Consider the following 24,403-nt stretch of genomic DNA (forward strand, 5'->3'; position numbering starts at 1 on the left):
TTTCTTTTTGTGAACTGGACATTCCCTATGACTGCGATGGCTAAACAAGTTGAAGACTTTCTCAACACATCAGCACCTTTTGACGTGCTGGATAAAGAGCAGAAGCTTGAGCTAGTAAAACATACTGAATTGATTTACCTGACAGCGGATAATGTGGGCGACCTGCAAAAGGGCAGAGCGTCACTTTTTCTTATTCAAAATGGACAGTTTTCCGTCCAAGATTCAGATGCCCCTTTGCGCCATTTAAGTGAGGGCGACTACTTCGGCTACACCAATATAATGGAAAAACGTAATTTTTCATTAAGCATCAGTGTAGACAGTCCAGGTCTGGTTTACTGTTTTGAAGCGTCTGCTGTTATCCCGTTATTTGAACTGCCAGCAATTCGAAATTTTTTTGATGGGCTGCGCAATAATGCCCTTCAAAACCATGCTATTTCCGATAGTAATTCCATGTGGCTTTATAAAGGGCTTGAGGATGTTATTAATAAGTCTCCCGTGTCGGTGGACGTAGAAACGTCAATAACAGTGGCGGCGCAGATCATGACGAATCAAAAGGTATCGTCATTACTGGTTACACGAGAAGATAAACTTATTGGCATTATCACCGACCGAGACTTACGTTCAAGAGTGGTTGCCACCTCTCTCGATATTCATCATCCAGTCAGCCATATAATGACGCCTAATCCTGCGCAGATAATGGGAAATAGAACGCTATTTGATGCCTTGGCGCTTATGACCGAAAGGAACATCCATCACCTACCGGTTATCGACCAGAAAACCCTTGTGCCATTGGGTATGGTGACAGCCAGCGATATCATTCGTCATCAGCGTGGTAACGTTCTTTTTATTATTGGAGAGCTAAGCAAAGCGGAGAACCTTTACGAACTAACACGGCTATCCTGGCAGTTGCCGCATTATTTCTCTGCTCATGCGAAAAAAGCAGGGGACTATGACATTGCTGGCAAAATTTTATCTCAAGCTACCGATATTATGACAAGAAAGCTTATTGGCTTTTTCCAACAGGCTAACGGGAAAGCCCCCATGATGTTTGCGTGGCTTGTTTATGGATCGCAGGCAAGAGAAGATCAGACGATGGGTTCGGATCAAGACAATGGACTGCTTCTTGCTGAGCGGCCAAGCGAAGCGCAAGCAGAATATTTCGCAAAAATGGCTGATTATGTGTGTAACGGTTTGGCCAAATGCGGCATTAAACTGTGCGATGGTAATATTATGGCGAGCAATTCTAAACTTAGACTCTCGCTTGAGGAAGCCATTGAAGAAGCGAAGCGATGGGTAAAAGCACCAACTAAAGATGCGATTATGCACTTTAATATTTTTCTTGATGTTCGCTGCGCAGCCGGGGATATAAGTTTATTTAAGCAGTTGCAGCGTCAAAGGGCCCCCTTGATGAAGCAAAATATGTTCTTAGCAGCGCTTACGAGAAATAGTAACGAAATATCGGTTCCGCTTTCCATGTTTCAAAAGTTCATTTATGAAAAAGGCCGTAAAGAGAAGGACGTGATCGACCTTAAAACCCGAGCCGTGGCCTTAATTAACAATATCGCCCGTATATACGCGCTAGCTGATGGCGTGACGTTGCCTAACACACTTGCTCGGTTAGACGCGCTATCGGAAAATTCACAGCTCTCAAAAAGAGATGCGACTAACCTACGTGATATTTGGCTGTTTTTAAATCGTTTGCGTTGGCGTCATCAGTTGGAAAATAAAGTAACGGACAATCGTGTGTCGGTTTCAAGTTTATCATCGATAGAAAAGCATCAGCTAAAAGCCGCATTCAAGGCTATAGAGCGAACCAATCAAGCAATGGTTATGAAGTTTTCTGGCGGCGTAAGTTAACTCCATGATAACGCGAATAATCGAAGCCTGTGCATCGGTACTGTTTGGGAAGCGTCAATTCAGAAAGTCGTTACGTGATAAAACGTTGGGCGACACCCCTTTGGCGTCTGTTGATTTAGAGCTCACATCGTTAGACCCTGTGACAACTCAAATTACATCGATTGGCTATGTAAGTGGTTCAGCTGGAAAAATTACGCTTTCCTCCAGTGGCTATCACGTTATTAATACGTCAGCGGACTTAGGACAAAGCCCTGTAATACACGGATTGACCTTAGATATTTTGCAACAAGGCGAAGGCTTAGCAGACGCCATCAATTCATTGCTACCACTACTGAAGACACATGTTCTAATTTTTCACAATGCGCGATTAGATTTGATGGCGCTTGATAGTGCCTTCAAACGGTGTGGATTACCGCAGATGGAAGTGCTCTATATTGATACGCTTCAGCTCGCACTTTATCAGTTAAACAAACAACATCAGGTGTTACCGAGTAATAGTGCAACGCTAACGGTTTGTAGGCAACGATTAGACTTACCCGCGTTTCCTGAACACAACGCACTAGATGACGCGCTAGCGACAATGCAGTTGTTTTACGCCCAGCTAAATGAATTGGGAATTACTTTGGAGAATTCACTCGAGTCTTTGGCTCACACGAATGCTGTCGGCAGTTTTAAGCTGGGAGTACCGCATTAGCGTCTAGAGCAAGGCAACGCTAATTATAGTGCCTAAGCCTTAAGTTTTGTGGAATGACTCGATGCTTTTATTTTGCCAGCGCTTACTGCTGTCGGCGCCACGAGTTGATTTCGCCCAGAGGTTTTGGCCACATACAGATTTTTGTCTGCTTCTAACATGACGTAGTCGATAGTTTTATTGTCATCAGCATGCTTGACGGCTAAGCCAGCACTTAGCGTAACGCGTTCATACTCAGATGACGCATGAGGAATATTCAGGTCATAAACCGTTCGCAATAAGCGCTCAGTGACGGCCTTCGCGCCGTTTACATCGGTGTTAGGCAGAATAACCAAAAACTCTTCACCGCCAATTCTCACTAATTTGTCCATAGGTCGAAGTAGGGCGTCGTTGATCGTTTTACTGACCTTCCACAAACAGCTATCGCCATCTATATGACCATACATATCATTGAACAGTTTAAAGTGATCAACATCAAAAATAACCAAGGAGAGAGGAGTAACATTACGCAACCCATCTCTCACTAAACGGGGTAAATAGTCGTCTAAATAGTGGCGATTGTAGGCACCTGTTAACTTATCTACATAGATAAGCTTTTCGAGCAAATCGTTTCTAAGCTTGTGATTGATGTGTGATTTTACACGGTTGCGTAGGGTACAAGCGTTTACCGGCTTCACCACAAAGTCAACGCAGCCTGATTCCCAACATCTCGACTCTTCTTCATCACTTGACGAAGAGGTTACGAAAATAATAGGAATGTGAGCACACAACGGCTTTTTTCTTAACAATGCGGTGGTCTGATGCCCGTCTAATTCGGGCATTGAAACATCCATGAGGATTAGGTCAGGCGTATGGTACTTGCAATATTCAATTGCTTCTTTACCTGAGCCCACAGAGGCGCAGGCGACTGTGTCTTCAAGTAAAGTTTCCAGAACAAGTCTGCTGCTGGCTTGGTCGTCGACAATCAGTACTTTGCAATCTGCTAAAGTTCGGTCGCCAACTTGTTCAATATACACAAGTACTCCTAAACACAAAGGTGAGTGTTCAGGTTCAAGAGTACGCCTAATTTTAGAAAATGTGGATTAACCAAAAGTTTAATATTTAACCATTTGGTTCAATTTCACTCTTATCTTCTTATTTTATATCGTTTCTAAGAAAACAAATTAAACACTGCAAGACCAAATACGCCGAAGGTACACAGTGTGCCTATCATATAAAAATAGCTTCTTGGGCTTGGATTTTTTTCTGTAGCGATTGCGTAATACAGCCCCATATGAATGATGCGACTTAGCGCGTAAATCCAAACAAGAGCCGCAAGTATGCTGGTTGATGCGCCAAGAAAAATGCAAAGAAGAGCTGGAAGCGTAAACTGATGAATATTTTCGAGCGAATTGTGAAATGTTCTGTGGCTTCTGAATACGAAACTATCATGACTCAATTCCTCCCTGACTTTCCCTGGAATATAGCGAGACTGTTTTCTGTGAGCGATAGCGGCAACGATGTTTTGCACGAAAACGGTAAAGCTTATAAGCAAAAGGCCCGCAATACTATATGTGTAGACTGTGAACACGTGAACTCCTTTCTTTATTCCTTGAATGGATTCAGACAACTGGTTAGATGACAACGAAGGACTGTTTAAACATGCGTATGTTAAACATGCCCGTGACTAACTAACCGTTTAATGTTTCTACGCCGAGACTTGTTGAAGAGATCGAAGCACATGCATAAATCGATGAACGAAAGCACCAACTTTTAGTGCTTTCGTTTTCAGCGCTTTTCTTTGCAAGAGGGATTACAGCGCCGCTTTAACATCGTTTGGAAGCAACACAGTATCGATCACGTGAATAACACCGTTACTCGTCATGATGTCGGCTTTGATCACATTTGCGTCATTTATCATAACCTTATTCATATCAGTTGAGACCATTACCTTGCTTCCTTCGACGGTAGTGGCATCAGATAGCCCAGCTACATCTTTTGCTGTGACTTTACCCGTTACTACGTGATAAGTGAGAATTTTAACAAGGGTTTGTTTATTCTCAGGTTTCAATAGCATTTCAATGGTGCCTGCCGGGAGTGCAGCAAAAGCTTCATCGGTGGGAGCGAAAACAGTGAATGGCCCATCTCCCTTTAGTGTAGTGACCAAGTCGGCAGACTTAACTGCGGTGACAAGTGTTGAGAACATGTCGTTGCTTGCTGCCGTGTCGACAATATCTTTATGTCCATCCTTTGCATGATGGCCAGCAACCGCTGAGGCACTCAATACAACTAAGAAGAACGCACTAATTAACTTTTTCATACTCTTTCCTTTTGCCTATTACATTACGTTAAGTGAAATTCAACATCCTTCGTTTAGCCAACTACTGACCTACGCCACTGAAAGCTACTGAATTGAGAATTGTTACGGCACTTCAGGGAAATTTGATGATTAACTTTGTGTAATGCCAAGTCGCAATGTATGAGCACCTAAGGAAGCGAGTAAAATTATGCGTTGAATGAGCTTTAAACTGAGTTGTAAATAAAATGTAAATTCAAGGCGCACTGCTATACTTAATCTATCGAGTAAATAAGAAAGGTGCCTATTATGAATGCTCGACTCGCTGTTCCTTTGTTGTTATGCATAGTGCTTGCCGCTTGCCAATCTACTGATAATCAGCATGTAAAAGCTGCGCCCACTTTGTTAAACGACAGTCTCTTTCCTTCCTATACGTTATTTCCCGTAGAGTCTTCAGATGAAATTTTTTACTTAGACGAAGACGCACAGTTTTTTGCCGAAAGGGCAGTTTACGAAAAAAGTATCCTGCAAAAGAATGTAAAAGGGTTAGTAAAAGCAATTTTCGATCATTCTGATCATGGGATGCTTTATCGTAACAGCGCAAATACAACGGCAAATACAACATTTAATAACCGAGCCGCGAACTGTCTGTCTCTTTCTATTATGACGTACGCTTTGGCAGAACACGTTGGACTCAATGCAACATTTTACGAGGTGAAAATTCCGGAATATTGGACACGACGAGAAGGGTATAGCTTACTGAATGGGCACATTAACCTTCGACTCTCATTGCCAAATGAAAGTCCTGTTGCAGCTGTGGGAGGAACGTGGGCAGACGTTGATTTTGATCCACAAATGCTGCGAAATTACTTCCCAAGAAATGCCGTTTCCAAAAACAAAGTAATAGCAATGTATTACAACAACAAAGGAGCGGATGCCTTAGTGGCGAACAGCTACACTCGGGCCTATAGCTATTTTCGTGCAGCAGCAAAAGTCGCTCCCGAACTTCAGCAGAGCTGGGTGAACTTAGGTGTGCTTTATAGGATGGTGGATGAATATGAACAGGCTGAAATGACATACAAACACGCACTATCGTTAAATGAAGAAAACTTAACCGCATGGGAAAATTTATCCATTCTTTACACTTATCAAGATAGAGATAACGAGGCTTTAAAAATAACGCAAATGGTAGAAGCTAAGCGGAAGCATAATCCATATTACCATTACATTTTAGGAGAACAGGCACTTGAGGCAGGTGATATTGCATTGGCAATAGTTCATTACGAAAGAGGACTAAGACTTGATAACGCGCGCCATGAGATTCTATTTGGGATGGCAAAGGCCTATCACGAGTTAGGTGATGTAAGTGAAGCTCAACGTTATTTAGAGCGAGCGGTCAGGTATTCGCCCAATGAGCAAGAAAAGCAACGCTATTCGTCAAAACTGGCAACGATAGCAAGCAGTTAAAAAAAAGCCGCAGACTAGCTGCGGCAAAAGAATAACACTACAAAAGGAACTTAATTTATATAACGCCCAGCTCACGAAGGCGCTCTTGCAGGTATGACCCTGCGGTATGACGTTCTGAAAGAACAACATCTGGTCTAGGGTGTAAGAACAGCGGCAATGAAATACGAGATTTCGTCATGTCAGCACCATCTGGGTTTACAACCCTATGCGTAGTTGATGGGAAGTATCCGCCAGATGCTTCTTGAAGCATGTCGCCAATATTCACAATCAAGTTCCCGAAATCACACGGAACTTCAATCCAACTACCGTCTTTAGCTTGTACTTGCAATCCAGGCTCGTTGGCTGCAGGCAAGATAGTAATCAAATTAATATCTTCGTGAGCAGCTGCGCGAATTGCGTCTACTTCTTCATCACCTTTTAGTGGTGGGTAGTGCAGTATACGTAGCAAGGTTTGATCAGAATCTTTGATCATGTCACCCAGCGGTTGACTGTACTTATCGCTCACCTCTGAAGGAGAATGTTTTTCTATCCAACCCAATAGCTCTTTCGCTAGTGTGTTTGCTTCCCCATAGTACTGGGAAATCTGCGGGTGTAGCGCTTCTGGACACTGACCCCACGGATAGAAGTGGTAATACTCTTTAATGTCTTTTTTCGTAAAGCCTTTGGCTACCTCAGATACGCTCTGAGGGAAAAATCCGTCTTGTTTACCCTTGTTGTACAGGTAATCGTTCTTCTCTTCACTGTCGAAGAAGCCCTGCCAATTGTCGTAAATACCTTGAACTAATGACTGTTGGATAGGGTGATTTTTTAAAACACCGAACCCTGTCTCGCGAAGTGACTTCACGAATTCTTCTTGTGCGTTTTCCGCTTGGTAATCAACAGCAACTAATTGCATAACTTTATCCCGTATATTTTGACTGCGGCATTATAAAGGTAGACGGGCTACAGAAAAAAGTCGCAGAAATTGACATAAATCAACCCCGCGAGGAATTTGCGCGTAATTTACAGAAACCTGACCAGTTAGTCTAGTAAAATCTTGACCAACTGGTCCAAATTAATGAAATTTAACCAAGAGAGAGGTAAAAGCCCGCTAGCGCGGCACTCATTAAGTTAGATAACGTTGCAGCAATAACAGCTTTTAACCCCAGTCTCGCAATTTCTTTTCTGCGTGTTGGTGCCATGGCACCAATTCCACCCATCAAAATAGCGATAGAAGAGAAGTTTGCAAAACCACAAAGTGCAAAGGTGATAATGGCCTGAGATGCTTCAGATAGCTGTGATTGGTTCTCTAGGAAGTTTAGGTAGGCAACAAATTCGTTAACTACCATTTTCTGACCAATAAAGCTGCCTGCAAGTTGCGCTTCCTCCCATGGTACGCCGATTGCCCATGCAAGAGGTTGAAGCACATAACCCAGGATCCCTTCAAACGTCACGTTTTCATAGCCAAATAATCCTGCTGTCCAGCCAATAAGGCCGTTAAACATGGCAATAAGTGCTATGAAAGCGAGTAGCATTGCACCTACGTTTAACGCAAGTTGCATGCCTGATGCAGCGCCACTGGCGGCTGCATCAAATACATTGGCGTAGCCGGTATCTTCCGCATCTACGTCATGTAAATCTTCATTTGGCTTACTGGTTTCTGGCAACATGATTTTTGCCATAAGTAAGCCACCTGGCGCAGCCATAAAGCTAGCTGCTAGCAAATACTTAAGATCTACCCCCATGCCAGCGTAGCCCGCCATTACTGAACCAGCAATTGACGCCAAACCACCCACCATAATGGCAAATAGCTCAGAGCTCGTCATGTGTGGAATAAAAGGGCGAACCACAAGAGGCGCTTCTGTTTGGCCCACAAAAATGTTGGCAGCAGAAGACATGGATTCAGGTCGGCTAGTTCCCAGCGCTTTCTGTAAAAAGCCACCGATAACCTTGATGATCAAACCCATTACTTTGAGGTGATAAAGAACGGCAATAAGCGCCGAGAAAAACACGATAACTGGAAGCACGTTAAAGGCAAAAATAAACGCGATCGACTTGTCACCAATAGGACCGAACAAGAAATTAATGCCTTCTTGGCTATAAGCAATGATGTTGGCGACAAAACGCGTTGCGCTCAACAATACTTCTTTACCAGGTTCAGAATACAGGACAAACGCGCCAACGGATGCTTGAATAGCAAATGCGCCACCAACGGTGCGCCAATTTATATTGCGTTTCGCCGATGATAACGCGAAGGCAATACCCAGAAGGACTGCAATGCCCAGTAAACTCACCATAGTAATGTTCCCTTAAAGAAGCGCTTGCTGAATGTGTGATTTGATCACATCTAATGCAATTTGGTTTTTGCCACCTTGCGTCACTACTACGTCGGCAGTGAAGCGGCTAGGTTCGATAAATTGATGATACATAGGCTTAACAGTTTCTTCGTACTGTTTTGCCACAGATTCAATACTACGACCGCGTTCTTTTAGGTCGCGCATCATTCTGCGCATCAAACAAATATCAAGAGGAGTATCAATGAAGATCTTCACGTCGTACAAAGGAAGTAGATCAGTACGAGCAAGTAGCATGATACCTTCAAGAATAATGACTGGCGCAGGATTTAGACGCTCAGTTTCAGGCAAACGCGTATGCGTTTTATAGCAGTAATGTGGATAGTCAATAGGCTGACCATCGCGCAATGCTTGCAAGTGTGCTTTCAAAAGCTCATGTTCAAAGGCATTCGGGTGATCATAGTTGTTCTTCTCACGTTGCTCCATGGGAAGATGATCTTGCGCACGGTAGTAGTGATCTTCGCGCAGCACTTGAACAGGGCGGCCTTGAGCACTGAAGCCGTTAAACAAATTTTTTGTAAAAAGAGACTTCCCAGAGCCAGAAGCTCCAGAAATGGCAATAATAAGTGGCGATTGCATAGTACTATAAAGCTGATTTTGTTGGTGCAAAGATACGCGTTTAGGCCTCGCGAATCAATGTTATATTCACAAGTTCTCGGTTTTTGGATCGGTCTTTGCTAGAACTTTATCGTATTTTCAAGGTATTGCAGGGTGTTTAGTCAGCATGCAAAAAATACCAAAAAGTTCTCCAAGTGGTCAGTTTTTAACTGAACAAGTCAAAATATCGCTAGTTACCAATTATCTCTATATCGTCGTCCTTAATACTCGGTAATGCATACGAATGCTGCTTTGAGCGAGAGCCCTCACCTTGCGCTCTGGGTGGGTAGTAGGTCTCTTTTTCATCAACATAACCAGAAAATACATCGTCAAGTGCTGCGCGTATTTCGCTGAGGGTTTTATCTAAATTTGCATTGAAATCTGGGCGTTTTCGCTTGGTATGGCCCAATTCGATTAATCGACCAAAACTCTTGTTGGCCAGAGCCAGTAGTTCAGTCGGAACGTCTTTATGTGGCTGTAGAGGCTGATCGGGGTGCTCTATACAATATTTTACTAGAGCCGTGTAAAAGCACAGTGGTTTATTCTGCAACGTGATGGCTTTGTCATCGATTCCGTTAGAAATCGTTTTATCTTTTAAGTTGATTACGAGTTTTGGGGAAGGAGGGATAACTTCTTCTAAGGTTGCGCGTTTCCTTTTGGTTTTACTCGAAACAGCAAAAAATGGTGTAACGAGTAATGATGCGATAAGCGCAGTCCAACTAAAAGCAAAAGTACTGGTGACGGCTTTACTTCGCATCTCTACCTTAATGACTTGTTCAGCGTTGACGAAATTTGCCGTAAAAGACAAAGGGTAACCCGTAAAGTCTTCATTGCTCGTCACAATATCTTGGATTCCTCTGACTAGAACGGGGTAGTTTTCGTCCTTAAGCGTGCCGTTTAGTTTTCCAAGATAACGGTAAATGGCGAACTGATTTACAGGCGTGTTAAGGGTGTTGTTTCCAACGTCTAAAAACGCGCTGTCTAGGCTTACCCTTCGCTCTACCTTATCAAGTGCACGGTGAAGAGAAGTATGGTGTGAAAAGTATTGTGCAGTCAAAGCGATGCATTGGAAACATGCTAACAAGACAAGACCATTAAAGATGATAAAGGCTTTGGGCTTAAAATATATTCTCTTACTACCCATTAGTTACACCCTTCCTCTAATGTAATAGTTTTGTAATAAGGTCTAGGATGAGACATTGCAACTTCATGAATTACCGACTGTATAGCGCAAAATAAGTCTGTGTTTTGCGTCTGCATTTTCAAATACCATTGCATTCCACTTACACTTTCCTGCAGCGGCGTTGCATAGTTTCTTGAGAAGTTGTCTTTGTCTTCTTCTGCCCAATATGAGGAGATAATATCAATATCACCCGCGAGCAAAGCTCGTCGCAGTTCTTGGTGAGAACTGAAGTAAACAATATCTAAATTGGAGTCACTGAGTCCGAGGTTCTGCAAAACAGTTTTGGGAACAATATGACCAGAACGGCTGCTCGGATAATCGAGCAATCCTATCTTTTTACCTAGCAAGTACTCTTTAGATAGTAGAGGTCGTTCTCTTAGCGCGATAAAAAAAGCTGAGTAGTCAGGATGCGATGCTACTTTGGTTAATCCATAAATTTGGTCAGCCCCGAACGCATCTACGACATTACTTTTCACCAGCGCTAAATCAACAACGCCATGATTAATGTATCGAAAGGTATCGTAATCACTTTGGCCTATTGTAACTTTAACTTCACCGTATTGGCGCTTAATCGTTTTATCATTGCATAGGCGCTCGCTTGCCATTTCAGCAATTCTACCGTCAGTAACATACACAGAAAAGACGTCGCTATTGCCCTGTAAATCAGTTTTGCAGGTCAAATATTGACCGGTTTGTGGGGCGATGTCACTATACTCATCGGAATTTTGAAAATAGTTTATCGAACCGCACACAAGTGCAGCTAAGATAAAAATTATCCACTTTCCGGTAGCAACAATTCTGAAATTCGTCAAAAAAACGACCAAATGAATTAACGATTTATATAGTGATTTCATCAGTTAAGGTTATTTATTGCAATAGGTAAATTTATTTTATTGTGTTAACTCATTGAAAAGTTATGTATTTTTATGAGTAAACCTGATTTTTATTAAACGCTGTTTATTAGTAGCATATCTGCCAAGAATAGAATCAGCTATTCGTCGCAGATTGACAATAATAATAACAAGTAAATTAACCTGACCATATGGTCAAGTATTATTTTGCAAACTCAATAGCCTCGGGCGATTGCTGTTAAATAAAAATATAAAATTGTAATAAATTTGACACGAACCTTTACGACAATTTGTCGGGTTCAGTGAAAGTCATAGGTTTTATGTAGTACTTTTTGCACTACACTAGGCCGAGTAAAAAAGAATTTTAAACAAAAGGGAAACACACACATGAACTTCAAAGCAAAGCTAAGTCGCGTAGCGATCGCTGTTGCTGTTGCTGCAGGTTTGGCTGGTACAGCCACGGCACAGACAACAACGTCGTCTATTCGAGGCAATGTTGTCACTGAAGCTGGCTCAGACCTTTCTGGCGCGACAGTCACAATTAAACACGAACCTACAGGTACTTCCTCGGTCGCGACCACAAATGAAAACGGCACTTTTTCTTCGCGCGGTCTTCGCGTGGGTGGCCCTTATACTATCACTATTTCAGGTGATGGTTTCGTTCCTGCGAAAGTAGAAAACGTTTATCTTTCTCTAGACCAAGCGTTGGATCTTCCAATTCAACTTGAGTCGTCTCGTAGCACTGAAGTTATTACTGTAACTGGTAGTACTGCAGGCACTGGGTATACTAATGAAGCTCTTAGCACAAGTCTAGGTCTTCAAGCGCTTCAGCAAGTAGTATCGATTGACCGTGATATTACAGATGCGGCTCAACTTGACCCTTTTGCATCAGTAAACGTTCAAAGCGGTGGTTCAAAAGAGCTTAGCATTGCGGGTGCGAATAATAAGTTCAATTCTTTGACAGTGGATGGTGTAGCATTAAACGACCGTTTCGGCCTTAACGCTAACGGTTACCCTACTCAGCGCTCTCCAATTTCTTATGATGCAATTGAATCTTTGTCAATCCAGACCGCGCCGTTTGACGTTGAGTATAACGGGTTTACCGGTGGTACAATCAACGCTGTAACCAAATCAGGCACGAACGAATTCCACGGCTCAGTTGGTTACTATTACACTGACGATTCATTCGCTGGCGATAACAATGGTGATGAAGAATTCAATCTTGATTTCGAAGAAGAAACGTTTGTTGCCACTTTAGGTGGTCCGTTAATAAAAGATAAGCTCTTTTTCTTTGTAGCTTACGATAAATTTGAATCTGTAGCACCGCTTAATCGTGGGCCTGCTGGGTCAGGCGCCGTTAATGAAGTTCCAAATATCACGCTAGATGATGTTGCCCAAGTTTCTCAAATCGTTTCTGACGTTTGGGGCTTTGACATAGGCAACTTCCAGAAAGACGATGTACAAGACGAGAAAGTTCTTGCAAATATCGATTGGAATATCAACGATGATCACCGCGCTAAGTTTACTTATATGCTTACCGACGGTAACTCAATCAATGAGCAAAATGGTAACAACTTCCTAGCGCAAGACGAAGTACTTGGCGCATCTTCTGCGTGGTATGACCGCTCAGAAAAGGTTGAAAGTTTCATTGCACACGTCTTCTCTGACTGGACTTCAGACTTCTCTACACAGTTCAAAGTAGCAAAAACAACGCAAGCTACAGGCCAAGAGTCGCTAAATGGTTCTGAGTTCCCTAACTTTGCCGTTTTCCTACGTGAAGTCGATGGCGATGAAAATTACTTGACGATTGGTCCAGACCGCTTCCGTCACGGTAACTCTCTTGATCAGGACTTCTTCCAAGTTAAACTAGTTGGTATTTACACAACTGGCGACCACATCATGAAGTTTGGTTATGAGCGTGAAGAAGTTGACGTAAATAACCTATTTGCACAAAACTCTGAAGGTTCATACCTATTTAACAGCCTAGAAGACCTTGCAAATGCTGAAGCTTCTGCGCTGCTTTACAATAATGCTATTACAAACGATGAGAACGACCTTCGTGCGATCTGGGGTTACAACTACAACTCACTTTACTTCCAAGATTCTTGGGAAGCGACAGCTGAGTTAACTATTGACGCTGGTATCCGTTATGACTGGTATGAAGCTGAAGGCTCTATCCGCGAGAACCAAAACTTTGTAGACCGCTACGGCTATTCAAACACCAATGATGTTGATGGGCTGGATGTAATTCTTCCTCGTGTGTCATTCCAGTGGTATGCGTCTGATTATACAACTGTACGTGGTGGTATTGGTCGCTTCTCTGGTGGGGCGCCAAGCGTTTGGGTATCAAACAGCTACTCAAATGACGGCGTAATTTCTGACAATTATCAAGACTTTGGTTCTGGTCAGACATACCAAGTTCCTACTACACCAGATGCTGCTACAGGCCAGTACATTCCACAGAACATTCTTGACCAGCTTGCTAACATTGACCCAGATGGCGATGTGAACGCGCTGGCAGATGACTTTGATATACCTACAACTTGGAAAGTAAGCTTAGGTGTTGCGCACGAGCCAGAGATGGAAGAACTAGAAGGTTGGTTGTTCTCTGCTGATGTGCTTTACAACAAGCTTGAAAATGCTACTTACTGGTATGATCAACGCTGCGAAAACCCAGTTAGTACAGCGCCTGATGGTCGTGGTGTTTATGACTGTAGCGAAGGTCCAGAAGCTATCGTAACAAGCTCAATTGATGAAGGTGATTCAATATTATACGCCTTGTCTGCTTCAAAAGCTTGGGATACCTCTTATGGCTCATTCGACTTCTTTACAAGTTATACTTATGCTGACGTAGAAGATATCGGCTATGGTACATCTTCAACTGCGACATCTAACTACTCCGACTTTGCTGCTTATGATCGTCAACAACCACAAGCTGGCACGTCTAACTTCCAGACCGAGCACCTTTGGAAAATGCGCTTCAATTGGAAGAAAGAGTTAATTGACGGCTATGAAACGACTGTTTCAATCTTTGCCGAGCGTCGCTCTGGCCAGCCTTATAGCTACACATTCGATGAAAACAACGCATGTGTGCTAGATGTTGGTGGTGGTCGTTGTGCGCGTGAAAGCCGTAACGATGATGCAGGACACCTGCTTTACGTTCCAGATGGCATCAATGATCCATTGTTTGCAGCAACTTCATTTGGTGGTGACCTAGCAGCTCAGCAAGAGTTCATCGACTATATTAATAGTTCAGAGCTAGCTCAGTACAAGGGTGGAATTGCTGAACGTAATGGCGACAACTCTCGCTGGTCAACAATCATTGATGTGCGTATTCAACAAGAACTACCAGCGCTTTACCCTGAGCATAAGTTGACGGTTTTCTTTGATATAGAAAACTTCGGTAACCTACTGAATGACGATTGGGGCCGCATCGAGCGTACTCGCTATGAATATGAGCGTGCTGTAGTTTCTGCAAATATCGTAGATGGTCAATATGAATATTTTGACTTGAACAGTGATTCACGTATTAAAAACCTAGAAGTGCTTGACCAATCAGTATGGCAAGTTCAGTTCGGTATTAAATACGACTTCTAATTACTTAGTTTAAAAAAGTTGTAGTGTTAGGTGCCACTCTCCTTAACAGGAAGTGGCACTTTTTTATGTCTGCGATTTATCTCACACACCTGTTACTTACCGCGCATAGCCTTTGCTTATGATCTAAGTCCCTCCACTACACGAATTAACTGACGAGAAAATTTTTTAAATGCTCGCAAGGAGGGCTTATGACAAAACGTATGCTAATGGTAATGACGTCTCATGAAATAATGGGTGATACGGGTAAGAAAACAGGCATGTGGTTAGAAGAGTTCGCAGCGCCATATTACGCATTTAAAGATCAAGACTATACGATTACCCTTGCGTCGCCAATGGGAGGCCAAGTACCTATCGACCCAAATAGCCTTGCAGATGATGCGATGACAGACGACGCAATAAGATATACAAAAGATGAACTGGCGCGAAGTGCAATGGCGTCGACCATACCGCTTGAAGATGTGCGTGCTGAAGAATTTGACGCCGTATTTTACCCGGGCGGTCACGGCCCTTTGTGGGACCTTTCTGACAACGCGCACTCGATTAAGTTAATCGAAGACACAATTGCAGCGAATAAGCCTGTTGGTGCAGTGTGCCACGCTCCAATCGTGCTTAAGGACGTTAAAACTCCAGATGGCAAGTACTTAGTTGATGGTAAACAGGTAACTGGATTTTCAAACAGCGAAGAAGCGGCAATGGAACTCACTGACGTAGTGCCTTACTTAGTTGAAGATGAGCTAGTCAAAAAGGGTGGAAAATATGAAAGTGCCGACGATTTCGCCGTAAAAGTGTGTACTGATGGCTTGTTGGTAACGGGACAGAATCCACCATCGTCACGCCCCGCAGCAGATGCGCTAATTAAGCTTTTATCTTAGGAAAGCTTCAGTTAATTACCGAGTCAGAAACCGCATCTTGTATGCGGTTTCTTATTTTTTGATTGTCAGCTTTTGGAGCCATGGCTAAACGTTTTCAAATAAATCTTCAACGCGTTGTCTTAATTCTTCAATTCTTGTCACGTCAGCAGGGGCAATAAAAATCGTGTCATCACCCGCAATCGTCCCTAATACGCCATCTTTTTTACTCAATGAATCAAGTAGACGAGCAATAAGCTGTGCAGCACCAGGGCTGGTTCTAATGATTACCATTACGTTGTTGTGAACGATATCCAGTACTAGCTGTTTAAGAGGGCTTTTAGCCGTAGGCATACCTAGCTCTGGAGGCAAGCAATACACCATGTCACCTCGGGCATTTCGCGTGCGTACCGCGCCGAATTTGCTTAGCATTCTAGAGATTTTAGACTGGCTGATATTGTCGAAGCCTTGTGCTTTTAATGCATCAACAATTTCACCCTGTGAACCGTAACTTTCTGCTTTAAGAATTTCTTTAAAAGCTTTGATGAGTAGCTCTTGTTTTGCGTTTGCCATTAGCGCTCTTTTCTTTTTTGAGGGTTATCGTTAGGAATTATATTTAGTATGCGTATATTGTGCCGTACAGGTAGACTTTGCGCAATTTCTTTGCATAATCATTCATGATAATGAATATCGAGATAAAATCGCCATAAATAACGTTAATAAGACGATCCGGTGATTGAGTTTTCCCCCGCGTTGCATTAGTGTGACGTTCCGTTTAAATACGTGAAGTAATCCCATAGGAGAAATGGTATGAAAGTAGCCGTGTTAGGTGCTGCCGGTGGTATTGGTCAGGCGCTGTCTTTGTTGTTGAAAACACAATTGCCAGCAGGTTCAGATTTAGCGCTTTACGACGTAGCGCCAGTTGTTCCTGGTGTTGCCGTTGATTTGAGCCACATCCCCACTGCGGTAAAAGTAACCGGTCACGGTAAAGATGACCTAGCTGATGCACTAACTGGAGCAGACGTTGTTCTAATTCCAGCGGGTATGCCTCGTAAGCCAGGTATGGATCGCTCTGATCTATTCAACATCAACGCCGGCATTGTTAAAAACCTAATCGAAGGTGTAGCTGATAACTGCCCGAACGCGTGTGTTGGTATCATCACTAACCCAGTTAACACTACTGTTGCTATTGCAGCTGAAACGCTTAAAGCAAAAGGCGTTTACGACAAGAATAAGCTTTTCGGTGTAACGACACTAGACGTTATCCGTGCTGAAACGTTTGTTGCTGAACTTAAAGGTGTAGACGTATCTTCTGTGCACGTACCGGTAATCGGTGGTCACTCTGGTACAACTATCCTTCCTCTACTTTCACAAGTTGAAGGCGTAGAGTTCACAGACGAAGAAGTTGCTAGCCTAACTACTCGTATCCAAAACGCGGGTACTGAAGTTGTTGAAGCTAAAGCGGGCGGCGGTTCTGCAACCCTATCAATGGGTCAAGCAGCGGCACGCTTCTGTCTATCTCTAGTTGCAGCAATGCAAGGTGAGAACGTTGTTGAGTACACTTATGTACAAACTGACGACAGCGACGACGCAGCATTCTTTGCACATCCAGTTCGCCTAGGCGCAAACGGTGTTGAAGAAATCTTGCCATACGGCGAGCTAAGCGCATTTGAAGAAAAAGCGAAAAACGACATGCTTGAAGGCCTACGTGGCGACATCAAGCTAGGCGTAGACTTCGTAAACGGCTAGTAACGCCTGAAGCGGATGTACTAGCATCTGCTAGAAAAGGCTGGATACGTTCTTACGTACCCAGCCTTTTTTGCATTTAAGACATTACAAAAAAAGCCTGCTCAATGAGCAGGCTTTTCATTATAACGTTACGCGTTCATTGGGCTCTAGCCTGTATTACGCATACCAATTGCAATACCCGCGATGGTAACCATCATGGCACGCTCTAGGCTAGTGTTTTGTGCATCGTCACCGGCTTTACGAATACGATCCAGAAGCTCAATTTGCAGGTAGTGAAGGGGCTGAAGATATCCTGCACGGATCTCCATAGACTCTTTACCCTGCGGGTCGTTCTTCATGATGTCGCCGTCACCGGTTATAGCCAACAGCGACGAGATGCTTTCTTTAAGCTCGCTACGCAATGCTTCACCAAAGTGTTTAAGCTCTTTGGGTACCAAGCGCTCATCATAAGCTTCGCTGATTCGCGGATCGGCTTTATGGAACACCATGTCCAGCATTGAAAGACGTGAACGATAGAACGGCCATTCGCTGAACATCTCGTTAACCACTTTTTCATTTTCCGGTGTCTTCACGCTATCGATAGCGCGCATAACGCCTAACCAGCTTGGCAGTACCAAACGGGTTTGTGCCCAGGCAAATATCCATGGAATCGCACGTAGGCTCTCAATACCACCTTGTGGCTTACGCTTCGCTGGACGACTACCTAGTGGGAGTTTGCCTAACTCTTGCTCTGGCGTTGCAACACGGAAGTAAGGTACGAACTCTTTATCGTGACGCACGGTTGCACGGTAGTTATCGCGACCTTGGGCTGCCATTGCAGTTATAAGCTCTCGCCATTCTTCTTTTGGTGCCGGAGGCGGGAATAACATGGCTTCAATTATGGCGCTGGCGTAAATACCTAGGCTGCGTTTAGCCAGCTTAGGCATACCGAATTTATAGCGAATAGTTTCGCCTTGCTCAGTTACGCGGAAGCCGCCGTCTAGCGAGCCAGGAGGCTGAGAGTAAATGGCAGCATGTGCTGGCAAGCCACCACGACCAATTGTACCGCCACGGCCGTGGAATAGCGTCAGGCTTACGTCAAACTCATCAGCAATCGCAACCAAGGCTTCTTGTGATTGGTATTGAGCCCAGCCCGCAGCAAGTGCACCTGCGTCTTTGGCTGAATCTGAATAACCAATCATAACGAATTGACGACCTTTAACGTAACCGCGATACCAGTCGATAGACAGAAGTTTGCGCATTACGTCAGGCGAGTTGTTCAAATCGTCTAGCGTCTCGAACAATGGCGCCACTGGCATTGGCCAATCTACACCACTTTCTTGAAGTAGCAGCTGAACGGCCATAACGTCCGATGGCTCACTGGCCATAGAGATAATATAGATACCAAAACCGTGTTTGCTGTGCTTCGCAATTACCTTACAGGTATCAAGCACTTCTTTCACGTCATCAGACGCATCCCATTGAGCAGGGAATAGCGGGCGTTTTGAGCCAAGCTCGCGCAATAAGAACGCTTGCTTGTCGGCTTCGCTCCACTGAGCATAATCACCAAGACCTAGGTAGCGTGTTAGTTCGCTGAAAACGTCTGCATGACGTTCAGAGTCCTGACGCACGTCAAGGCGCAGAAGGTGAATGCCAAATACACGAGCACGACGAATAGTGTCTAGCAGCAGACCGTTTGCTACAACTTGCATTCCGCAGTCTAACAGTGACTGGTAGCAAAGCATCAGTGGTTCAATTAGCTCATCATCACTTTCAACCCAGTTTGAAGTATCTGGGTTTTTACCTGCTAAGTAGTCGCTAATGCCATCGCGGGTTGCGATGAACTTGTCCACAAGTGGACGAAGAAGGGCGCGGTATGGCTCGTTGGCGTCGCCGACTTTTTCGCGTAACGCGTCGTTGCAGTCGTACATTGAAAGCTCAACTTGCAAGCGATCAAGATCAATCGCGAAAAGCTTGGCCGCACGTTTTCTAGCAAGTAATAATACTTGCTCAGTCACTTTTGACGTTACAAATGGGTTGCCGTCTCTGTCGCCGCCCATCCAAGAGCTAAACTGAACGGGAGACGCATCTAGTGGCAGTGATACTTCATAATCTTCGTTTAGGCGACCATCAAGCTCGCGCATAAAGTCTGGCACTGCTTCCCATAATGAGTTTTCAATAACAGAGAAGCCCCAGCGCGCCTCATCAACAGGCGTTGGACGTACTGAACGAATTTCTTCGGTGTGCCAAGCCTGGGCAATAAGGTCAGCAATGCGGGTTTCGATTTTTTTACGCTCAACTTCGCTTAGTGATGCTTGATGCACAGCCTGGAGACAGTCTGCTAGTTCTTTATGCTTGTGAATAAGGGTACGGCGCGTTACCTCAGTCGGGTGCGCTGTAAGTACCAGGTCGATATTTAGTTTTGCAACCGCATCCTGTACTTTTTCAGCGGTTAACTCAGCTTTATCTAGGTGCTTAAATAGCGCATCAATCGACGCGTCAACATTCATTGCTGCGTTGTATTCTTGCTCAGCAATGTTGCCCAAGTTCAAGAATTGTGCGAAGGCACGACCAACAGTAAGCAAATCGCTGTCAGACATTGTTTTGAAAGTTTCTTTCAGTTCTTCGCTACAGGTAGCGTCTCCCTGATAAGAAGCTCGGCCGCCTTTACGAATCTTTTCAATACGGTCTAGCCATTCCTGACCTAATTGATTTTTGATTGTTTCACCAAGGGTCTTACCAAGGTATCGAACGGTATCTTTCAGTTCAGCATCATAGTGTGTTTGCATGCTATCCTCCTAAATATATGGCCTAACCATACTGTGTCCTTTGCGACTTGTCTAACCACTTTCGGTTATAATTTACAACATTTTGATACTTTTGCACCCTAGTTAACATTGCTCAAAGCAAGATATTTTGTGGTGTGATACACTCTTGCACCGGAAAATGCAGAAACATTCTCGCGTTATGCGTTTTGTTTGAAATTTGTACTGCATTTGTAATTTAATTTCAGGAGTTCTTGTGACTGATACATTCAATACAGTAGAAACCCAAGCAAGTTACGGCATTGGTTTTCAAATGGGTCAACAATTACAATCAAATCCGTTTGACGGACTAGCGATTGACGCTGTTGTAGCTGGCCTAAAAGACGCCTTCGCAGGTCAAGCACCTCAGGTTGACAACGACACACTACGTGATGCGTTCGGCGAAATTCACAAGCGTATGCAAGCGGCTAAAGAAGAAGCTAGCAAAGCGGTTATTGAAGAAGGCACAAAGTACCTTGAAGAAAATGCGAAGCGTGACGAAGTAACCGTTACTGAATCTGGTCTTCAGTATGAAGTTATTGCTGAAGGTGACGGTGAAACACCAGTTGCGGCTAGCACTGTACGTGTTCACTACCACGGTACACTTATTAACGGTACCACTTTTGACAGCTCTTACGAGCGCGGCCAGCCAGCTGAATTCCCAGTAGGCGGCGTTATTAAAGGTTGGACTGAAGCACTTCAACTTATGAAAGTAGGTGCTAAGTACCGTTTATACGTGCCACATGATCTTGCTTACGGTGAGCAAGGTGCGGGTGCAGCTATTGCACCATACAGCACGCTTATCTTTGACGTAGAGCTTCTAGACGTTCTAGGTTAATGTGTTGTTCACAGGTGTGCAGTTCTGTACACCTGTGTTCCATTTTTTCTTATTCATAGTTCATAACGTTTTAAAAACTAGCCCGCACTTCGTTGAATTTAGCGATATGGCCTAATGTTTCTTTTTCCTATCTCTTTTCTTCTCTGTCTTTTCTCGTAAATACAAAGCAAAGCTAAATTTGGCACGTTGTTTCATTGGTGTCGCCTTGCGTTTGCGATATGCTAGGTTTCATCTGCTCCGAGTTGTTATCAGTGGCTTCGGCATTACAATAGCCCCACGCTCAAATAAGGAAAATTATTATGGTTATAAAGCCTAAAGTGAGAGGCTTCATTTGTACAAACGCGCACCCTGTTGGCTGTGCAACGGCGGTTGACGAACAAATTGCTTATGTAGAAGCAAAAGGCGACTTAGGCGAAGGCCCTAAAAATGTATTGGTTATTGGTAGCTCTACGGGATACGGCCTAGCATCACGCATTACTTCTGCGTTCGGCTATGGCGCTAAAACGCTGGGTGTGTGTTTTGAAAAAGCACCAACGGAACGTAAAACGGGTACTGCCGGTTGGTACAACACCGCTGCATTCCACGAAAAAGCCAAAGCAAAAGGCTTGTATGCAGAAACTATTAATGGCGATGCGTTTTCCGATGAAATCAAAAATGAAACCATCGAAAAAATCAAAGCTGAAATGGGCAAGGTTGATTTGGTCATTTATAGCCTTGCATCCCCGCGTAGAACCGACCCAGAAACAGGCGTAACGTATAAATCTACGCTTAAGCCTGTAGGGCAGGCGTACACTACGAAAACCTACGATACTGATAAAGACAAAGTGCATGAAGTATCGCTAGAGCCAGCCAACGACGAAGAAATCCTTAACACCATCAAAGTGATGGGCGGTGAAGATTGGGAACGTTGGATGGACTTTTTACGTGAAGCCGATGTGCTTGCTGAAGGCTGTAAAACCACCGCATATACCTATATCGGTAAAGAACTAACATGGCCTATTTATGGTCAAGCGACGATTGGTAAAGCGAAGGAAGACCTGGATCGCGCTGCCGCAGCCATTATTGGTAAAAACAGTGATTTGCTTGTGCAAGCCAATGTGAGCTCGTTGAAAGCACTGGTAACGCAAGCAAGCTCGGCTATTCCTGTAATGCCTCTGTATATTTCACTTATTTACAAAGTGATGAAAGAGGAAGGGACGCATGAAGGGTGCATTGAGCAGATTCACGGCTTGTTCACACAGTGCCTGTTCGGCAATACACCAACGTTAGATGAAGCAAATCGCTATCGCATGGATGGAAAAGAGACTAACGATGCAACACAGGCAAAAATTAAGGCGCTTTGGGATCAAGTGACACAAGAGAACTTTCATGACTTAAGTGACTACAAAGGTTACAACCATGAGTTCTTAAAACTGTTCGGTTTCGACATTTCAAGCGTTGATTACGACAGTGAAGTTGACCCAATGGTTAATTGGTAAAACCTAAACTTACCATTAATTAACCTAATGCTTATATGCGCAAAAGCCGTCTGATTTGACGGCTTTTTTGTACCTGATTACAAGTTGATACGGCGTATGGATTCGCAAAATGTAAATGAATAAGACCAAAGGTTTACATTAAATTGTAGAAAAATTTGCCTTTATCTTGAAATAGCGTGGCACAAACGTATGGGTTAATGCTAAAATCCCGAAATTAAGTAGGGGTCTTTTCTGCCTCTACCAAAACGGCAGTGGCGATTGCAGCAACACAACAATAATAATAAGTGTGAATTTCTGCTGGTGGTCTATAAAGAAAGGGCGAGTAAGCGTCCGCAAAAAGGAATTATGCGTTACGGCTTCATAACAGGCTGACCGTAGCAATTGCAGCAAGTTCCATCAATCAACAACGAAAAGGTGTTCTACACCTGTTAATAGTGCGCTTTTGCATGCTGACAGGCAGGTTTTCTGCGGTCATGCAAAAGGGTATTTCTATTAGAGTAGTGCGATTACATATGATAAAAATCAAGAAAGGTCTCGACCTCCCAATTGAGGGAGCGCCAAAGCAGGAGATTGCTGATGCATCTGCTGCAACGCGCGTTGCCATTCTGGGAGAAGAATATGTGGGTATGCGCCCTACCATGCACGTCCAAGTTGGCGATGTAGTGAAGAAAGGTCAGGTGCTTTTTGAAGACAAAAAGAACCCTGGCGTTAAATTCACTGCCCCAGCAGCGGGTGAAGTGGTAGAGGTTAACCGTGGTGCAAAACGTGTTCTTCAGTCTGTAGTTATCAAAGTGAACGGCAGCGATGCTGTAACTTTTGATAAAATTGCAGCTGACCAGATCGCGAGCGCTTCACGCGAGCAGCTTCAGTCAATCCTTGTAGAGTCAGGCATGTGGACAGCGTTCCGTACACGTCCATTTAGCAAATCTCCTAAGCTAGACTCTGTTCCAAGTTCAATTTTTGTTACAGCAATGGATACCAATCCACTAGCAGCAGATCCTGCAGTGATTATTGCTGAGCGCCAAGACGATTTCGTAAATGGTCTTAAAGCATTAACGCAATTGAGCGGTGGCAAGACTTACGTTTGTAAAGCGGCAGGTGCATCTGTTGCTACTGGCGATGCGGCAGTTGATGTTGAAGAATTTGGCGGTCCTCACCCTGCGGGCCTACCGGGTACTCACATCCACTTCCTTGATTCTGCTGGCATGAACAAAACGGTTTGGCACATCAACTACCAAGACGTTATGGCAATTGGCGCATTGCTGACCTCTGGCGAGCTAGATAACCGTCGTGTTATTTCACTTGCAGGTCCTGCAGCAACCAACCCACGCCTAGTGCGCACCGTAATGGGCGCAGACTTGACCGAGCTTACTGCTAGCGAGCAAGTAGACGGTGAAGTACGTGTTATCTCTGGTTCTGTACTTAGCGGTACCACAGCGATGGGCGTTCACGGCTTCCTTGGTCGTTTCCACACCCAAGTTTCACTACTAAAAGAAGGTCGCGAGAAGAAATTGTTCGGTTGGATCCTACCTGGCTCAAACCAACACTCAGTGACTCGTGCTTACTTAGGTCACCTAAGTGGCAGCAAGAAATTTGATATGACAACAACTACCAATGGTTCTGAACGTTCTATGGTTCCAATTGGTAATTACGAACGCGTTATGCCCCTAGATATCATTCCTACGCTTCTGCTTAGGGACCTGATTTCTGGTGATACTGACGGTGCTCAGACGTTGGGTTGCTTAGAGTTGGACGAAGAAGATTTGGCATTGTGTACTTATGTATGCCCTGGCAAATACAACTACGCTCCTATCTTACGCGACCGTTTGACCACGATAGAGAAAGAGGGTTAAGTC

At 44.0% G+C, this 24,403-nt stretch carries 19 protein-coding genes; 9 read left to right on the forward strand and 10 right to left on the reverse strand.

Going from position 1 to position 24,403, the window contains the following annotated elements; all coding sequences use genetic code 11:
- Positions 1-27 precede the first annotated feature (27 nt).
- Positions 28-1,857 (forward strand): putative nucleotidyltransferase substrate binding domain-containing protein, encoded by a 1,830-nt coding sequence (locus tag NO989_RS09205; protein WP_061486589.1) that lies wholly within the window; start codon positions 28-30, stop codon positions 1,855-1,857.
- A 4-nt stretch (positions 1,858-1,861) separates the two neighbouring features.
- A complete protein-coding gene (locus tag NO989_RS09210) occupies positions 1,862-2,551 on the forward strand; it encodes a 3'-5' exonuclease (RefSeq protein WP_014980376.1) in 690 nt (229 codons plus the stop codon).
- Positions 2,552-2,583: 32 nt separating this feature from the next.
- Here NO989_RS09210 and NO989_RS09215 read toward each other — a convergent pair whose 3' ends face one another.
- The 3 genes from NO989_RS09215 to NO989_RS09225 all read right to left on the reverse strand — a co-directional run bounded on the left by NO989_RS09215 (position 2,584) and on the right by NO989_RS09225 (position 4,847).
- A complete protein-coding gene (locus NO989_RS09215) occupies positions 2,584-3,564 on the reverse strand; it encodes a diguanylate cyclase domain-containing protein (RefSeq protein WP_061486588.1) in 981 nt (326 codons plus the stop codon).
- A 134-nt stretch (positions 3,565-3,698) separates the two neighbouring features.
- Complete coding sequence (locus NO989_RS09220; protein ID WP_061486587.1) at positions 3,699-4,118, reverse strand: MAPEG family protein; 420 nt, start codon at positions 4,116-4,118, stop codon at positions 3,699-3,701.
- 222 nt (positions 4,119-4,340) lie between these two features.
- Positions 4,341-4,847, reverse strand: a complete 507-nt coding sequence (locus tag NO989_RS09225; protein ID WP_039228607.1) for a fasciclin domain-containing protein — start codon at positions 4,845-4,847, stop codon at positions 4,341-4,343.
- 285 nt (positions 4,848-5,132) lie between these two features.
- On the opposite strand from NO989_RS09225, the gene NO989_RS09230 reads away from it, so the two are divergent.
- Positions 5,133-6,290 (forward strand): lipopolysaccharide assembly protein LapB, encoded by a 1,158-nt coding sequence (locus NO989_RS09230; RefSeq protein WP_061486586.1) that lies wholly within the window; start codon positions 5,133-5,135, stop codon positions 6,288-6,290.
- Positions 6,291-6,345: 55 nt separating this feature from the next.
- On the opposite strand, the gene NO989_RS09235 is transcribed toward NO989_RS09230, so the two are convergent.
- The 5 genes from NO989_RS09235 to NO989_RS09255 all read right to left on the reverse strand — a co-directional run bounded on the left by NO989_RS09235 (position 6,346) and on the right by NO989_RS09255 (position 11,257).
- Positions 6,346-7,185, reverse strand: coding sequence for an isopenicillin N synthase family oxygenase (locus tag NO989_RS09235; protein ID WP_014950810.1), 840 nt, complete (start codon positions 7,183-7,185; stop codon positions 6,346-6,348).
- A 169-nt stretch (positions 7,186-7,354) separates the two neighbouring features.
- Positions 7,355-8,566, reverse strand: a complete 1,212-nt coding sequence (locus tag NO989_RS09240; protein WP_014950809.1) for a NupC/NupG family nucleoside CNT transporter — start codon at positions 8,564-8,566, stop codon at positions 7,355-7,357.
- A gap of 12 nt (positions 8,567-8,578) precedes the next feature.
- Positions 8,579-9,202, reverse strand: coding sequence for a uridine kinase (udk, locus tag NO989_RS09245; protein WP_014950808.1), 624 nt, complete (start codon positions 9,200-9,202; stop codon positions 8,579-8,581).
- A gap of 208 nt (positions 9,203-9,410) precedes the next feature.
- Positions 9,411-10,364, reverse strand: a complete 954-nt coding sequence (locus tag NO989_RS09250; protein ID WP_014977472.1) for a hypothetical protein — start codon at positions 10,362-10,364, stop codon at positions 9,411-9,413.
- Positions 10,364-11,257, reverse strand: coding sequence for a PhnD/SsuA/transferrin family substrate-binding protein (locus NO989_RS09255; RefSeq protein WP_014977471.1), 894 nt, complete (start codon positions 11,255-11,257; stop codon positions 10,364-10,366). The genes NO989_RS09250 and NO989_RS09255 overlap by 1 nt, the downstream gene beginning before the upstream one ends.
- Positions 11,258-11,641: 384 nt before the next feature.
- Between NO989_RS09255 and NO989_RS09260 the strand changes: the two genes are divergently transcribed.
- On the forward strand, positions 11,642-14,851 hold the full coding sequence (locus tag NO989_RS09260; protein ID WP_014977470.1) for a TonB-dependent receptor: 3,210 nt from the start codon (positions 11,642-11,644) through the stop codon (positions 14,849-14,851).
- Between the two features lie 188 nt (positions 14,852-15,039).
- Entirely contained in the window at positions 15,040-15,723 is a 684-nt protein-coding gene (locus NO989_RS09265) for a type 1 glutamine amidotransferase domain-containing protein (protein WP_014977469.1), read from the forward strand.
- A gap of 84 nt (positions 15,724-15,807) precedes the next feature.
- On the opposite strand, the gene argR is transcribed toward NO989_RS09265, so the two are convergent.
- Positions 15,808-16,272, reverse strand: a complete 465-nt coding sequence (gene argR / locus NO989_RS09270) for a transcriptional regulator ArgR (RefSeq protein WP_014977468.1) — start codon at positions 16,270-16,272, stop codon at positions 15,808-15,810.
- A gap of 237 nt (positions 16,273-16,509) precedes the next feature.
- Between argR and mdh the strand changes: the two genes are divergently transcribed.
- Positions 16,510-17,448 (forward strand): malate dehydrogenase, encoded by a 939-nt coding sequence (gene mdh, locus NO989_RS09275; RefSeq protein WP_014950802.1) that lies wholly within the window; start codon positions 16,510-16,512, stop codon positions 17,446-17,448.
- A 146-nt stretch (positions 17,449-17,594) separates the two neighbouring features.
- Here the strand turns inward: mdh and ppc are convergent, their stop codons facing one another.
- Entirely contained in the window at positions 17,595-20,216 is a 2,622-nt protein-coding gene (ppc, locus tag NO989_RS09280) for a phosphoenolpyruvate carboxylase (protein WP_371342428.1), read from the reverse strand.
- Positions 20,217-20,448: 232 nt separating this feature from the next.
- On the opposite strand from ppc, the gene NO989_RS09285 reads away from it, so the two are divergent.
- The 3 genes from NO989_RS09285 to NO989_RS09295 all read left to right on the forward strand — a co-directional run bounded on the left by NO989_RS09285 (position 20,449) and on the right by NO989_RS09295 (position 24,400).
- Positions 20,449-21,069, forward strand: coding sequence for an FKBP-type peptidyl-prolyl cis-trans isomerase (locus tag NO989_RS09285; RefSeq protein ID WP_014950800.1), 621 nt, complete (start codon positions 20,449-20,451; stop codon positions 21,067-21,069).
- Between the two features lie 299 nt (positions 21,070-21,368).
- Positions 21,369-22,547, forward strand: coding sequence for an enoyl-ACP reductase FabV (gene fabV, locus NO989_RS09290; protein WP_014950799.1), 1,179 nt, complete (start codon positions 21,369-21,371; stop codon positions 22,545-22,547).
- A 512-nt stretch (positions 22,548-23,059) separates the two neighbouring features.
- Complete coding sequence (locus NO989_RS09295; protein WP_061486584.1) at positions 23,060-24,400, forward strand: Na(+)-translocating NADH-quinone reductase subunit A; 1,341 nt, start codon at positions 23,060-23,062, stop codon at positions 24,398-24,400.
- Positions 24,401-24,403: the final 3 nt, after the last annotated feature.

The sequence above is a fragment of the Alteromonas sp. DY56-G5 genome, from assembly GCF_041414725.1.
Lineage (GTDB): Bacteria > Pseudomonadota > Gammaproteobacteria > Enterobacterales > Alteromonadaceae > Alteromonas > Alteromonas macleodii.